This is a genomic window from Streptomyces sp. YIM 98790, from assembly GCF_011421595.1.
Lineage (GTDB): Bacteria > Actinomycetota > Actinomycetes > Streptomycetales > Streptomycetaceae > Streptomyces.
The window spans coordinates 1-14,182 of the sequence record NZ_WTLH01000156.1; the positions used below are offsets into that span (position 1 = coordinate 1).

The window sequence follows — 14,182 nt, forward strand, 5'->3', positions numbered from 1 at the left end:
CCGTGCCCGACCGGCCGCAGGGCCGGCCCCGGCCCGCCGGCGGGGAGGCGGCTCCTTCCGCCCCGGTGCCCGCACCGCCCGCCGCTCCCGCCCCCCTGCCCGCCTCGGACGGGCACTCCCGTTCGGTGGCCGCCCCTCCCTCGGTCGGCCCCGGCCGGGTGTCGCAGGCCGCGCCCGACTGGCGCCCCTGGCGGTTCCGGATGTCCAACGACCTGTGGGGCTCCCCCACGGTCCGTGACGGCCTGCTCTACGTCACCTCCTTCGAGGTGCACGCGCTCGACGTGGCCAGCGGGCGGCGGCAGTTCAAGACCCGCGAGGTGGCCTGGACGATGGCGGTCAGCGGCGGCCGGGTGCTGGCCACCGACGGCACCAGCCTCTACGCCCTGGACTCCACCGACGGGGCGGACCGCTGGCGGCAGCCCACCGAGGGCCGGATCTACGCGCTCGGCGCCGAGCGCGGCACGGTCCTCACCGCGGCCCGCGGCGGCACCGTCCAGGCGTGGGAGGCGGCCAACGGCGAGCGGCTGTGGGACATCGGCGGCATGCAGGCCGAGTTCGAATCCCCCGACACCGGGCCGGTCATCGCCGACGGCACCGTCTACACCTGGGGCGACGAACACCTCTACGCCCTCCAGGCGCGCACCGGCGACCAGCTGTGGCGGCACCGGGTGGGCGATCCGTCCGTCACCGGCGGGGTGCCGGTCCGGGTCCACCCGGGCACGGACGGCATGGTCTACGCGGCCGCCGGCTCCCGGGTGTTCGCGCTCGACGCGGCCACCGGCGGTGAGCGCTGGCGGTTCGACGCCCCGGCCGCGGTGCTCTGCCCGCCGGTGCACGCGCCGGCGGGCCTGACCGGCGGCGCCGGCGGCATCTTCTTCACCGACTACCTGGGCACCGTCTACGCCCTGGACCCGCACACCGGGGACGACCGCTGGCGGCTGGTCACCGAGCCCAGGCAGTCCCCGGAGCCGGTGGTGGTCGCCGACGGGCTGGTGCATGTGGGCAGCGGCAGCGCCCTGTACACGCTGGACGCGGCGAGCGGCACCCCGCGCTGGCGGTTCGGTGCCGGCGAGGCCATCGTCGGCTCCCCGGTCGCCGCGGACGGCCGGGTGCACTTCGGCTCGGAGGACTTCTGCCTCTACACCCTCGACGCCGCCAGCGGCCGGCTGACCTGGAAGCTGAAGACCGGCGGGGCCATCACCGGCTCCCCGGTGGCCTCGGGCGGCATGGTCTTCGCCTGCAGCGCGGACCGCTGCGTCTACGCCCTGGACGCCGCCCTCGGCACCGCACGCCCCGCCGACCGGAACTGATCCGCGCCCGCCGCGGGCCCGGCGGGCGCGGCCGGCCGGGCCCGGTCAGGCCACGTCCCGGTGGTCCCGGTGGTCCGGGGGGTGTTCGCCCGGGTAGTGGCGGGGCTGCGGCTGCTCCGGCGGCCTCTCTCCCCGCTGCGGGCGCGAGAAGTACGGGTGAGTGTGCTGCTGCTCCTCTTCCGGCTGTTCCGGCGGCTGCCGCTCGTCCCAGCGCGGGTACTCCTCGGTCCGCTCCGGCTGTGCCTCCTGCCGGGTCTGCGGCTCGGGCTCCGTGCGCTCCTCGGGGGCGGTGCGGGCATGCCGCCCGGTGGTCACGGCCGCCCGGCGGCCCGCCATCACCACCGCGGCGATCAGCATCGCCAGCCCGGCAGCCAGCGCGGTGAGCGCCCCTGCCTGCACCCCGTCCCCGCCGACCAGCAGGCTGTCGGTGGCCTCGTAGCGGCGTGCCATCCACAGCACGGTCAGCCCGATGGCCAGCACTCCGGCCAGCGCCACCATCAGCCGGGAACGCAGTACCACGCCCACCACGGCGACCACCGCCACCACCAGCATCGCCACCGCGAGCCCGGTCAGCAGTCCGGCCGTGGAATCCGTCAGGCCGTCCGGGTCGAACAGCTCCACCAGCCGGATCTGGCGTCCCTGCCGCTCGCCGTACCAGTCCAGGAAGGGGCTGATCAGCACGGCCACCGCGGCCACCAGGGCCAGCGCGGCCCCGAGCACATTGCGCAACATCGGGAGTGCCTCCTCCATCGAGGTGCCCTCTTGTCCCGGAATACCTGTCCCGGGAAGGCGTGCCTCTCCCGACGCTACGCCCCGTCAGCACGCCTCGCATGCGGAGTCACGCAGGGGCGGTGCGGGACGGGGCGGAGGTGTCCGGGCGGATCAGGGCGGGGGCCGGCGGCCGGCGGGGCAGCGGGCTGGAGTAGACGATGCTGGTGGTCACCGCGCCCAGCCCGGCGATCCGGCCCACGGTCTGTTCCAGGTGGCGCATGGAGCGGGCGAGCACCGTGATGACGAAGCAGTCCTCCCCGGTCACATGGTGTGCCTCCACCGCCTCCGGCAGCACGGCGAGCAGATCGTGCACCGGCTTGTAGTTGTTCGTCGGATAGCGCAGCCGGACCAGGGCGAGGATCGGCAGGCCCAGCCGCTCGGGGTCCACGACTGCGGTGTATCCGCTGATCACGCCGCTCTCCTCCAGCCGCCGCACCCGCTCGGTGACGGCGCTGGCCGACATCGAGACCTGCCGGGCCAGCTCCGCGAAGCTGGCCCGGCCGTCGCGCTGGAGCGCCTCCAGCAGGCGCAGGTCGGTGTCGTCCAGGGAAACCTCGGTCATGCGGCAGGGATACCGGGAATACCCCGGCCGATCAAGGGGTGTGCGGTGACTCACACCGGCGGAGGCGGGGCGTACGGCCGCCCGGCGGGCGGGCCGGGACGGCGGACTGAGTCGTTTCACGGGATCAACTTCTGTCCCGTCTCTTGCCCGTGCCGCCGAACCCTCCTACTGTCCGCAGCGGAATGCGTCATGGGAGCGCTCCCGCAGCAACAGAAGGCCACCCCCTACCCGAGGAGCACCATGCGACTTCGACTGCGTGGCGCCGCCCTGGCCATCATGGCCGCGCTGGCGTCGATCGCGGCTGTCGTGGCGCTGCCGCTGCCGGCCGCACAGGCCGAGCCGGTCATCTGCGAGCAGTACGGCAGCACCACCGTGCAGGGCCGCTATGTCGTCCAGAACAACCGGTGGGGCACCAGCGCCACCCAGTGCATCGACGTGACGAGCAGCGGTTTCCGCATCACCCAGGCCGACGGCAGCGTCCCCACCAACGGGGCCCCCAAGTCCTACCCGTCCATCTATCTGGGCTGCCACTACACCAACTGCTCGCCGGGCACCAACCTGCCGATGCGCATCAGCGACATCCAGAGCGTGACCAGCAGCATCGACTACACCTACGTCAGCGGCGGGGCGTACAACGCCGCCTACGACATCTGGCTGGACCCGAGCCCCCGCCGGGACGGCAACAACGCCACCGAGATCATGATCTGGTTCAACCGGGTCGGGCCGATCCAGCCGATCGGCTCGCCGACCGGGAACATCACCATCGGCGGCCGGAGCTTCGAGATCTGGACCGGCAGCAACGGCCACAACGACGTCATCTCCTTCCTGTCCAACTCCGCCATCACCAGCTGGAGCTTTGACGTCAAGCCGTTCATCAACCAGGCGATCAGCCACGGCATGGCGACCAACTCCTGGTACCTGACCAGCATCCAGGCCGGCTTCGAGCCCTGGCAGGGCGGCGCGGGCCTGGCCGTCAACTCCTTCTCCGCCCAGGTGAACCAGGGCGGCGGCACCACCGGCGGCACCACCACGACCGGCGGGACGACCACCGGCGGCACCACCGGCGGCACCACCACGACCGGCGGGACGACCACCGGCGGGACGACCACCGGCNGACCGGCGGGAGCTGTGCGGTGACCTACACCGAGAACGTCTGGCCGGGCGGATTCACCGCCAATGTGACCGTGCGGAACAACGGCTCGTCCCCGGTGAACAACTGGCGGCTGGCGTTCACCCTGCCCAGCGGGCAGTCCGTCACCAGCGCCTGGAACGCCACGATCAGCCCGTCCAGCGGCTCGGTGACCGTCACGCCGGAGAGCTACAACAGCACCATCGCGGCGGGCGGCAGCCAGTCCTTCGGCTTCCAGGGCACGTACTCGGGCAGCTTCTCCAAGCCGTCCTCGTTCTCCCTCAACGGCACCGCCTGCTCGGTGTCCTAGCACCGGCCCGGGACCCCTCCCGGACCTGACCCACCAGGTGGCGGCCGGCAGCATCTGCCGGCCGCCACCGCGCGTCCGCGCCGCCGCGGAACCGGGCACGGCCGCCCGCGCAAGCCGGCCCGCGCACAGTGGTCCGGACACGGTGCTCCGGACACAGCAGTGGAGGCCGGTTCCGGTGACGTCCCCTCCTCGTCGCCGGAACCGGCCTCCGTTGCGGCGGCCTGTTCGGCGGCTCCCCCGCAACCGCCGAACAGGCCGCCCTCGGCTGCCGTCCCCCTCGGCGGCCTCGGTGATACGAGTCTGGCAGGACCCCGTAAACGATCGATAAACGCTCCCGGGCCGCATCCCCGGAGCGGGGGACGCGGCCCGGGAGCCCGGGACGGGAGCGGGTCATCCGACGTGGTGGTCGGCCGGTGCCGCAGGCTTTCCGCCGCCGTCGGAGGGCGGCATGGCGAGGCCGCCGGCGAACAGCGCGGCGGCCAGTGCGGACATGAGAAAGATGCTGCCGATGCGGGAGGGGAGACGGGGCACGGTACGGACACCTCTCGGGAGGGGGCGGGGACACAGCATGTGGGCCCGCTCCGGACAGCGCAGCGGGCCCACGGCGAAGGGAAAGGGACGAGGCGTCAGCCGATGTGCTGGTCGTCGGGCTTCGGGAGGTCGTCGCCCGGCTTGGGCTCCCCCGGTGCCGGGAGGTCCTCGTCGAGGACCGGTTCACTGCCGGCGTGCTGGTCCGCCGGCCTGGGCTGCTTCGGCGCCTTCTGAAGTTCCTCGCTCAACGTCGACTCCTTGCTCTGCGTCAGCCTGCACGGCTGACAGCCGGGAACGCCGGGCTGCCGAGCAGCCGGTGGCGTACCCGTCGTGCGGTTGATGGCTCGGGAGCTTCGCATCGTGCCATAAACATCTGATGAACGCCCTGGCGGGGCTGTCGGTGTCCCTGCCCGCCCTCCGGTCCCCGGGCTGCTTCCTGCGGGGCTCCTGCGGGGCTCCTGCGGCCTCTCCTGCGGGCTCTCCTGCGGGCGGCCTCCGGGCGTCCTGGGGCACCCCTGGCGCCCTCGGCGCCCCGGCATCCGGCGGCTCAGACGCGCGCGGAGCCGAGGAGCCCCCGGACCTCGGCGGCCTCGGACGAACCATTCGCCTCGTGCAGTGACAGCGCCTCCCGCCAGCAGGCGCGGGCCCGGTCGTCCTGACGCATGGCGGACAGGGCCCTGCCCAGCACGGTGAGAATCGTCCCGCGCATCCGGTCCCCGCCGATGACACCGAGCGCCAGCGCCCGTTCCGCATGGCTCGCCGCCTCCTGCGCCCGGCCGACGGCGAGCTGCGCCTGGGCGATCCGGAAGTGGGCGGAACCCTCCCACAGGCGCTGCCGGCTCTCCCGGAAACGGTCCAGCGCCAGCCGCAGCTCCTCCAGGGCCTCCTCCGGGCGGCCGGCCGTGGTCAGCGTGACCCCGAGCGCGTACCGGGCGTTCGCCCGGCGCAGCTTGAGACCGAGAGACCGGTAGATCTCCGCGCCCTTCCGGGCCAGCTCGATGGCCTCGTCGAAGCGGCCCAGTTCCGAGTAGGCGCGTGCCAGGTTGCACAGCGCGCTGGCCTCGCTGGAGCGATTGCCGTCGGTCCGGAACGCCTCCAGGGCCAGGCGGAGACAGCGGGCCGCGTCCTCGTTGCGCTTCTGGTAGAAGGCGTTGATCCCCAGGTCGTTGAGGGCGGTCCCGCAGATCAGCGGATCTCCGGTGGAACGGCCGAGCTGCAGGGCCTGCTCCGCCTCGGCGCCCGCTTCCTGGACCCGGCCCGCAATGCTGTAGACGTGCGTCAGCACGGTGCGCGCCCGGCCCTCGGCCAGGGCGTCGCCCGCCTCCTCGGCGGCCTGCCGCACCAGTTGCGCGGCACTCTCGAACTGGTGGGAGTAGGCGCCGGACTCGGAGAGGTCCTGGGCCGCGAGCAGGGTGTCGGCCGCGTGCCGCAGGACCCCCTCGCGGGCCGCCTGGCGCGAGCAGGCGAGCAGGTTCTCGGCCTCCGCGTACAGCCAGTCCAGCGCGGCGTCCCGGTGCGTGAAGGAGAGCCCGGGGTGCCGGGCCTCGGTGAGGTGGTCCACCGTCCGGTCGCCGGGGCGTTCCAGGGCGTAGATGGCGGTGGCCGTGGCGAGATAGAAGTCGCGCAGCCGGGAGCGGGCGGCGTCGCGCTGGGCCGGCGGGTGCTCGTCGCGTTCGGCGCAGGCGCGGGCGAAGAGCCGGACCAGGTCGTGGAAGCGGTAACGGCCGGGCGCGGCCGACTCGATCAGGCTGGTGTCGACCAGGGTTTCGAGGATGTCCTCGGTCTGCCCGGGCTCCCGGCCCAGCATGGCGGCTGCCGCGTCCAGCGAGATGTCCGGGCCGTCGGCCAGGCCGAGCAGGCGGAAGGCGCGGGCCTGCTCGGGTTCGAGCTGGCTGTAGCCGAGCTCGAAGGTGGCGGCCACCGCCTGGTCGCCGGCGGTCAGTTCGTCCAGCCGCCGGCGCTCGTCGGAGAGCTTGGCGGCCAGTGCGGCCACCGTCCAGGTGCGCCGGGAGGCCAGGCGGGCGGCGGCGATGCGGATGGCCAGCGGCAGGAAGCCGCACGCCGCGACCACGTCCATGGCCGCCTGGCGCTCGGCATCGACCCGTTCCTTCCCGACGATGCGGGAGAACAGGGTCAGCGACTCCTCCGGCGACATCACGTCCAGGTCCACCAGATGCGCCCCGGCCAGGTCCACCAGACGCACCCGGGAGGTGATCAGCACCGCGCAGCCGGGCGTGCCCGGCAGCAGCGGGCGGATCTGCGCGGCGTCGCGGGCGTTGTCCAGCAGTGCCAGCACCCTCCGGCCGTCCAGCAGCGAGCGGTACAGGCCGGCGCGCTCCTCCACCCCGTCGGGGATGGCGGAGTCCGGGGTGCCCATGGCGCGCAGGAACGAACCCAGCACGGCCTCCGGCTCGGCCGGGGCCGGACCGGCGCCGCGCAGGTCGGTGTAGAGCTGGCCGTCGGGGAACCGCTCCCGCACGGTGTGGGCGACCTGGACGGCCAGGGTGGTCTTGCCCACCCCGCCGATGCCGGCCACGGCGGACAGCGCCATCACCGAGCCGCCCGCCGAGGTGAGCTGCTTGCCCAGGTCGTCGATGAACTCCCGGCGCCCGGTGAAGTCCGGCACGGCCGCCGGAAGCTGGTGGGGGGTGACGGGCGGCGGCACGGCGGAGGCCCGGCCCTCGGCGTGGAAGGCCAGCGATTCGTCGGCGTTGAGAATCCGCTGCTGGAGGTCGGACAGCTCGGGGCGCGGCTCGACGCCGAGGTCGTCGATCAGGACGCGCCGGGCATCGGCGTAGACGGCCAGGGCCTCGGCCTGCCGGCCGCACCGGTACAGGGCCAGCATCAGCAGTTCGCGCAGCCGCTCGCGCAGCGGGTGCTCGGCGGTCAGGGCGGTCAGCTCGGAGACCGACTCGGCGTGCAGCCCCGCCTCCAGGCCCACTTCCAGCCGCTGCTCCAGCAGGCCCAGGCGGCGCTCGTCCAGCTGGGCGCGGTGCACCTCGGCGTCCGGGCCGGGCACCGCCGTCAGCGGCTCGCCCTCCCACAGCGCCAGCGCCTCGCCGTAGAGCGCGTGCGCCCGCGGCAGGTCGCCGCCGGCCGCGGCCTTCTCGGCCGCCGCGGCCAGCTCCGCCGCCCGGGTGACGTCCAGGGTGTCGCCGGGGGACAGCCGCAGGGCGTAGCCACCGGCCTCGCTGACCAGGGCGTCGGCCCGCGGGCCCAGCGCCTTGCGCAGCCGGGAGGCGTAGGTGCGCAGCGCGGCCCGGGCCTGCTGGGGCGGCTCCTCGCCCCAGATGGCGTTGATCAGCTCATGGGCCGAGGCCGTCCGCCCGCCGCGCAGCAGCAGCGTGGCCAGCAGCGCCTGCTGCCGGGGCTGACCGGCCTCCACCTGCCGCTCGCCGAGGCGGACGCGCACCGGGCCGAGCACGGACCAGCGCAGCGCGGGCGGCCGCTGCGGCGGCCCTGCCGCGCCCTCTGTGGCTCTGCGGGGACCCGGCACCGGTACCGAGGTCCCCTCACCGTCGGTCATCTGATACCTCTGTGCTTCCTGCGCCGACCTGCTTCCGCGCGTCAGCCTGAGCGCTTGTGCAAGTCTGCCCTGTGCCTGCCGATTTCGTTAGGGTGCGTCCACGTCAAGCGGCACTTCACGCGACGTCACTCCGCGCCGTCCCGCCCATTGTTCCGTCTCCCTCCGGTACCGGGACCGGACGCGGGGGGCGGACGGCCGGTTCCGGGGGAGTGCGGACGTGACCGTGCGCGGTCTGCGGTGCGGGAGCGGGCCGCGGTGCCACAGGAGTGTCGCACCTCTTCTTTATGCTCATGGAATGACGATCAGCGCGCCGGGACAGGGGCCGGCACCGGGACCGGGACCGACACCCACCGCCATGCGCCGCGCCCTGCGCCGGGCGCGGGACGGCGTGGCGCTGGACGCCGCCGAGGCCGAGGTGCTGCTCCAGGCCGCAGGGGAGGATCTGGCCGAGCTGTGCCGGGCCGCGGCCCGGGTGCGGGACGCCGGCCTGGCCGCGGCCGGCCGCCCCGGCGTCATCACCTACTCCAGAAAGGTGTTCATCCCGCTGACCCGGCTGTGCCGGGACCGCTGCCACTACTGCACCTTCGTGACCGTGCCCGGCAAGCTGCGGGCCGCCGGGCAGGAGCCGTACCTGACGCCCGGCGAGGTGCTGGACATCGCCCGCCGCGGCGCGGAACTCGGCTGCAAGGAAGCCCTGTTCACGCTGGGCGACCGCCCCGAGGACCGCTGGCCGGAGGCCGCCGACTGGCTGCACGCCCACGGCTACGACACCACCCTGGCCTATCTGCGGGCCATGGCCATCCGGGTGCTGGAGGAGACGGGCCTGCTGCCGCACCTCAACCCGGGCGTGCTGAGCTGGGCGGACTTCCAGCGCCTGAAGCCGGTGGCGCCGTCCATGGGCATGATGCTGGAGACCACCGCCACCCGCCTGTGGTCCGAGCCCGGCGGCCCGCACCACGGCTCGCCGGACAAGGAACCGGCCGTCCGGCTGCGGGTGCTGGAGGACGCCGGCCGCTCCAGCGTGCCGTTCACCACCGGGCTGCTCATCGGCATCGGCGAGACCTTCGCGGAGCGTGCCGAGTCGCTGTTCGCGCTGCGCCGCGTCGCCCGTGCCTACCGCGGCATCCAGGAAGTCATCGTGCAGAACTTCCGCGCCAAGCCGGACACGGCCATGCGTGCCGCGCCGGACGCCGCTCCGTCCGAGCTGGCCGCGGCCATCGCCGTCGCCCGGCTGCTGCTCGGCCCCGAGGCCCGCATCCAGGCCCCGCCCAATCTGGCGGACGAGCGGGAGTACGGCCTGCTGCTCGGCGCCGGGATCGACGACTGGGGCGGCGTCTCGCCGCTCACCCCGGACCACGTCAATCCCGAGCGGCCCTGGCCGCACCTCGACAGGCTCGCCGAGCGGACCGCCGGCTCCGGCTACACGCTGCGTGAACGCCTCACGATCTACCCGGAGTTCCTGCGGCGCGGCGAGCCCTGGCTGGACCCCCGGCTGGAGCCGCACGTCAGCGCGCTGGCCGAGCCGGAGACCGGGCTGGCCCGTCCGGACACCCGGCCCCGGGGCCTGCCCTGGCAGGAGCCGGACGTGCCGCTGACCGCCGCGGGCCGCACCGATCTGCACCGCACCATCGACACCACCGGCCGCAGCGCCGACCGCCGCGCCGACTTCGCCGAGGTCTACGGCGACTGGCAGGAGCTGCGCGAGCGCGCCGAGGCCGGGCGCCGCGCCGCCCCGGAGCGGCTGGACGCCGAGGTGCGGGCCGCCCTGCGCACGGCCGCCGGGAATCCCGCCCGGCTCACCGACCCGCAGGCCCTGGCCCTGCTGCACGCCGACGGCCCGGCGCTGGACGCCCTGTGCGGCATCGCCGACGCGCTGCGCCGCGACACGGTGGGCGAGGAGGTGACCTACGTGGTCACCAGGAACATCAACTTCACCAATGTCTGCTACACCGGCTGCCGGTTCTGCGCCTTCGCCCAGCGCCGCACCGACGCCGACTCCTACACCCTCTCCCTGGAGCAGATCGCCGACCGCGCCGGGCAGGCATGGGAGGTGGGCGCGGTGGAGGTGTGCATGCAGGGCGGCATCCACCCGGATCTGCCCGGCACCGCCTATTTCGACATCGCACGGGCGGTCAAGGAGCGGGTCCCCGGCATCCATGTGCACGCCTTCTCCCCGATGGAGGTGGTCAACGGCGCCGCCCGCACCGGGCTGTCGGTGCGGGACTGGCTGGCCGCGGCGCAGGAGGCCGGGGTGGACTCCATCCCGGGCACGGCCGCGGAGATCCTGGACGACGAGGTCCGCTGGGTGCTCACCAAGGGCAAGCTGCCCGCCGCCGACTGGATCGAGGTGGTCTCCACCGCCCACGAGCTGGGCCTGCGTTCCTCCGCCACCATGATGTACGGGCATGTGGACGAACCCCGGCACTGGCTGGGGCACTTCCGCACCCTGGCCCGGATGCAGCGGGAGAACGAGGAGAAGGGCGTGGCCGGCTTCACCGAGTTCGTCACCCTGCCGTTCGTGCACACCAACGCACCGGTGTACCTGGCCGGTCTGGCCCGGCCCGGTCCTACCGCGCGGGAGAACCGCGTGGTCACCGCCATGGCCCGGCTGCTGCTGCATCCGCACATCACCAATGTCCAGACCAGCTGGGTGAAGCTGGGCGCCGAGGGCGCGGCCGAGATGCTGCGCAGCGGCGCCAACGACCTGGGCGGCACCCTGATGGAGGAGACCATCTCCCGGATGGCCGGCTCCCGTTACGGATCGCACCGCTCGGTGGCCGAGCTGCGGGCCATCGCCGAGGCGGCCGGCCGTCCGTCCCGGCTGCGCACCACCACCTACGGGGAGGTTCCGGCCGAGCGCGTGGAGCGGGCGCTCGCCGCCGACGGCCGGCTGCCCGCGCTGCTGCCCCTGGCCGCGGAGTGACGCCCGGGCACCCCGCCCGGCCCCCCGCCCGGCCGCGTGCCCCGCCGTGCGCAGCGGCGTGCACCGGGTGCGCCCGCTTGTGCCCGGATGCACACGGTGGGTGCCCGACACCTCCCCGGGAGGCTCCTGACGAACGCCCCGGCGGTGTCCTACGCTGCCAACGACCGGCGAGGCGGGGGCGCAAGGCGAGGGGGGCAGGGCAGATGACGGCACCGGCCGCGGACGGGCTGTGGGGGCGGGCGGAGCAGGAGATGTTCCGCAGCCGGGTGCGCGGCTGTCTGCTCGGCGGCGCTCTCGGGGACGCCCTCGGCGCCGGCATCGAGTTCGACTCCCTGGAGCAGATCCGCGAGAAGTACGGCCCGCAGGGCGTCACCGGCTATGTGCCCGCCTACGGCCGGCTCGGCGCCGTCACCGACGACACCCAGATGACCCTGTTCACCGTGGACGGCCTGATCCGCGCCCATGTCCGCCGGGACACCGGCGCCTGGCACCCGCCCACCGACGTGCACGCCGCCTACCGCCGCTGGTACCGCACCCAGCGCGACTGGGGCCCGGACGAGCGGCGCACCGAGGACGGCTGGCTGGCCCGCCAGGAATGGCTGTACGCCCAGCGCGCCCCCGGCCGGGCCTGCCTGGGCGGCCTGGCCGATGCCGTCATGGGCACCGTGGACAAGCCCAAGAACCCCCGCTCCAAGGGCTGCGGCACGGTGATGCGCTCCGCCCCGTTCGGGCTGCTGGCCGGCTGGGACCCGCGGCTGGTCTTCCAGATGGGCGTGGAGTGCGCCGCGCAGACCCACGGCCATCCCACCGGCCAGCTCGCGGCGGGGGCCTTCGCCGCCATCGTGCACGCCCTGGTCCGCGGCGACGACCTGGACTCCGCGGTGCAGAAGGCCCTGGCCCAGCTTTCGGTGCGGGCCGGTCACGAGGAGACCACCGAGGCGCTGCGGCGGGCCCTCGGCGCGGTGCGGCAGGGCCTGCCCGGTCCCGAACGGGTGGCGTCCCTGGGGGAGGGCTGGATCGCCGAGGAGGCGCTGGCCATCGGCGTCTACTGCGCCCTGGTCGCCGAGGACGTCCGGCACGGGCTGCTGCTCGCGGTCAACCATGGCGGCGATTCCGACTCCACCGGCTCGGTCTGCGGGAATCTGCTGGGGGCGATGTACGGGGAGACCGCGCTGCCGCCCGATCTGCTGGCCGGGCTGGAGGGCCGGGCCACCATCCTGGAACTGGCCGACGACTTCGCCATGGAGATGACCCAGGGGCCCGTGCTGCACAGCCCGGCACAGGCGTCCGCGGCCTGGCTGGAGCGCTATCCCCGGCATCTGTGACGGCACGTCACCAAGCGGCCCGGCGCGGCGCCGCGGGAAGGATCACGGTGCGTCGCCGGGCGCGCGTGGACTGCCGCCGGCCGGGGAACGGTCGGCGGCCCGTGCCGTCAGTTCCGGGACTCGCCGGTCAGCGCGCCCCGGCCGGCGGCTTTGACGAACACCTCCCAGGACACCGGACGGAAGCCCAGCCGCGCTCCCGCCGGAACCTTGGAATCACGCACCAGGAAGGTCTCCGCCCCCGGAGCCTTGACCTCCAGGCAGGCACCGTTGCCGCCCGAATAGGAGGACTTCTTCCATCTGTGCGTCCTGCCCTGCTGAATTGCCATGAGTGCCACTGGCCTTTCCCGTGTGCTGCACGCCCGCTCGTGCGGCGGTGTGTGGGCGTGACCGTACTAGCCAGGTGGCCGGGTCGGTGAGATCCATCACTCAACCGGGCGATGCACGCGTCCAGTTCTGGATATGTTTACCTGGACCCTGTAAACTATGCCGATTTTCGAGCCGTGTGCGCCCGTGGCGGGCACGGCCCGGCCCGCGTCGGTCCTCCGGCAGTGGATCGGGCAGTCGTGGTGCCGCGGCGCGGCCGGTGGACGCTAGCCGGCGGCGTACTCCTTGACCATGGCGGCGATGAACTCCCGGGTCTGTTCCGGGCTGTGCGCCTCGGCGCGCAGATGCTCGTACATCACGCTGTAGTGCTGCACGTCATTGGCCTTCTCCAGATAGAGGTCACTGGTGACCCCCTCCAGATAGATGACCGAGGAATCGGCCGAGTCCGGGAACTCCAGAATGGCGTACTGGCCGTTCAGCCCCGGATGCGCCCCGCAGGAGAACGGCATCACCTGGAGCGTGACATGCGGCAGCCGGGAGACCTCCACCAGATGCCTGAGCTGGGCGGACATCACCTCCGGCCCGCCGACCACGCGGCGCAGCGCCGCCTCGTCCACCACCGCCCACAGCCGCAGCGGATTGCGGGTCTCGTGCACCCGCTGCTGCCGGCGCATCCGCACCTGGACCCGGCGGTCGGCGTCCTCCTCGGCGATCTCCGGGAGCGCGCCGCGGATCACCGCCCGCGCGTAGTCCTCGGTCTGCAGCAGACCCGGCACCACCTGCGGCTCGTAGATCCGCAGCGAGGCCGCCTCGGTCTCCAGGCCTATGTACACGCTGTAGGTGGGCGACAGTTCGGCGAACGCGTGCCACCAGCCCTGCTGCCGCGACTCCTTGGCCATCTGCATCAAGGACTCCACAAGTTTCCGGTCCTTGACGTCGTAGACGCCGCACAGGTCCCGTACGTCACGCGGACTTATGCTGCGTCTGCCGTTCTCCAGCCGGCTGATCTTGGACTGCGAGACCAGCAGCCGCTCGGCCACCTCCTCGGCCGTCATCTGGCGCTCTTCCCGGAGCCGGCGCAGCTCCTGGCCCAGCCTTCTCCGCCGCACCGTGGGATTGACGTTTGCCGCCACGGACCGTGCACCTCCGTCGATTCACTGCCCAGAACCGTGTGACTGCCGCAAGCAGTCAGCCTGCCATCAACAGCCGCTCTGCGCTGGAGAATGACAACAGAGGGTGCCCGGAGGCAAGCGCGGGGTAGGGCAACGGCCATATCTGTCCTGGCCGTTGCCCTTCTCGCTCTTCTGCCGGCCGCGCGTGCGTGCGCGCCGGGGACCGGCGCGACGGCGGTGCGGCGTGGCGCGGCGTCAGCCCCGCAGGCCGGTCAGCCCGGTCAGCCCGGAGGACGTCCGGGCCGAGGCCCGGGCCACCTCCAGTCGCCGCCGCGGGTCCGGGACCGGCTGCGGCTTGC

Annotated in this window: 9 protein-coding genes and 1 pseudogene; 4 read left to right on the forward strand and 6 right to left on the reverse strand. The window is 73.7% G+C overall.

Annotation, left to right across the window (positions count from 1 at the left end; genetic code table 11):
* Positions 1 to 1,310, forward strand: a 1,310-nt coding sequence (locus tag GQS09_RS21600; protein WP_165988833.1) for a PQQ-binding-like beta-propeller repeat protein, incomplete at its 5' end; no start/stop codon positions are given.
* Between the two features lie 45 nt (positions 1,311 to 1,355).
* On the opposite strand, the gene GQS09_RS21605 is transcribed toward GQS09_RS21600, so the two are convergent.
* Both GQS09_RS21605 and GQS09_RS21610 read right to left on the reverse strand, forming a co-directional pair.
* Positions 1,356 to 2,060, reverse strand: a complete 705-nt coding sequence (locus GQS09_RS21605) for a hypothetical protein (protein ID WP_165988835.1) — start codon at positions 2,058 to 2,060, stop codon at positions 1,356 to 1,358.
* Between the two features lie 88 nt (positions 2,061 to 2,148).
* Positions 2,149 to 2,643, reverse strand: coding sequence for an Lrp/AsnC family transcriptional regulator (locus GQS09_RS21610; RefSeq protein ID WP_165988837.1), 495 nt, complete (start codon positions 2,641 to 2,643; stop codon positions 2,149 to 2,151).
* A 240-nt stretch (positions 2,644 to 2,883) separates the two neighbouring features.
* Between GQS09_RS21610 and GQS09_RS21615 the strand changes: the two are divergent.
* Positions 2,884 to 4,082, forward strand: a pseudogene (locus GQS09_RS21615) (cellulose binding domain-containing protein).
* Between the two features lie 626 nt (positions 4,083 to 4,708).
* Here GQS09_RS21615 and GQS09_RS21620 read toward each other — a convergent pair.
* Both GQS09_RS21620 and GQS09_RS21625 read right to left on the reverse strand, forming a co-directional pair.
* Positions 4,709 to 4,861 carry a hypothetical protein gene (locus GQS09_RS21620; RefSeq protein ID WP_165988839.1) on the reverse strand — a complete coding sequence of 51 codons (153 nt, stop codon included), beginning with the start codon at positions 4,859 to 4,861 and terminating at the stop codon, positions 4,709 to 4,711.
* A gap of 299 nt (positions 4,862 to 5,160) precedes the next feature.
* Positions 5,161 to 8,139, reverse strand: coding sequence for a BTAD domain-containing putative transcriptional regulator (locus tag GQS09_RS21625; protein ID WP_165988841.1), 2,979 nt, complete (start codon positions 8,137 to 8,139; stop codon positions 5,161 to 5,163).
* 295 nt (positions 8,140 to 8,434) lie between these two features.
* On the opposite strand from GQS09_RS21625, the gene GQS09_RS21630 reads away from it, so the two are divergent.
* Together GQS09_RS21630 and GQS09_RS21635 are read left to right on the forward strand one after the other, a co-directional pair.
* Positions 8,435 to 11,062, forward strand: a complete 2,628-nt coding sequence (locus GQS09_RS21630) for a bifunctional FO biosynthesis protein CofGH (protein ID WP_165988843.1) — start codon at positions 8,435 to 8,437, stop codon at positions 11,060 to 11,062.
* 203 nt (positions 11,063 to 11,265) lie between these two features.
* The gene (locus tag GQS09_RS21635) at positions 11,266 to 12,387 is read left to right on the forward strand and encodes an ADP-ribosylglycohydrolase family protein (RefSeq protein ID WP_165988844.1); all 1,122 of its coding nucleotides are present in this window, start codon (positions 11,266 to 11,268) and stop codon (positions 12,385 to 12,387) included.
* A 107-nt stretch (positions 12,388 to 12,494) separates the two neighbouring features.
* Here the strand turns inward: GQS09_RS21635 and GQS09_RS21640 are convergent, their stop codons facing one another.
* Together GQS09_RS21640 and GQS09_RS21645 are read right to left on the reverse strand one after the other, a co-directional pair.
* On the reverse strand, positions 12,495 to 12,713 hold the full coding sequence (locus GQS09_RS21640) for a DUF397 domain-containing protein (RefSeq protein ID WP_165988846.1): 219 nt from the start codon (positions 12,711 to 12,713) through the stop codon (positions 12,495 to 12,497).
* 264 nt (positions 12,714 to 12,977) lie between these two features.
* Positions 12,978 to 13,844, reverse strand: a complete 867-nt coding sequence (locus tag GQS09_RS21645; RefSeq protein WP_165988848.1) for a helix-turn-helix transcriptional regulator — start codon at positions 13,842 to 13,844, stop codon at positions 12,978 to 12,980.
* Between the last annotated feature and the right edge of the window lie 338 nt (positions 13,845 to 14,182).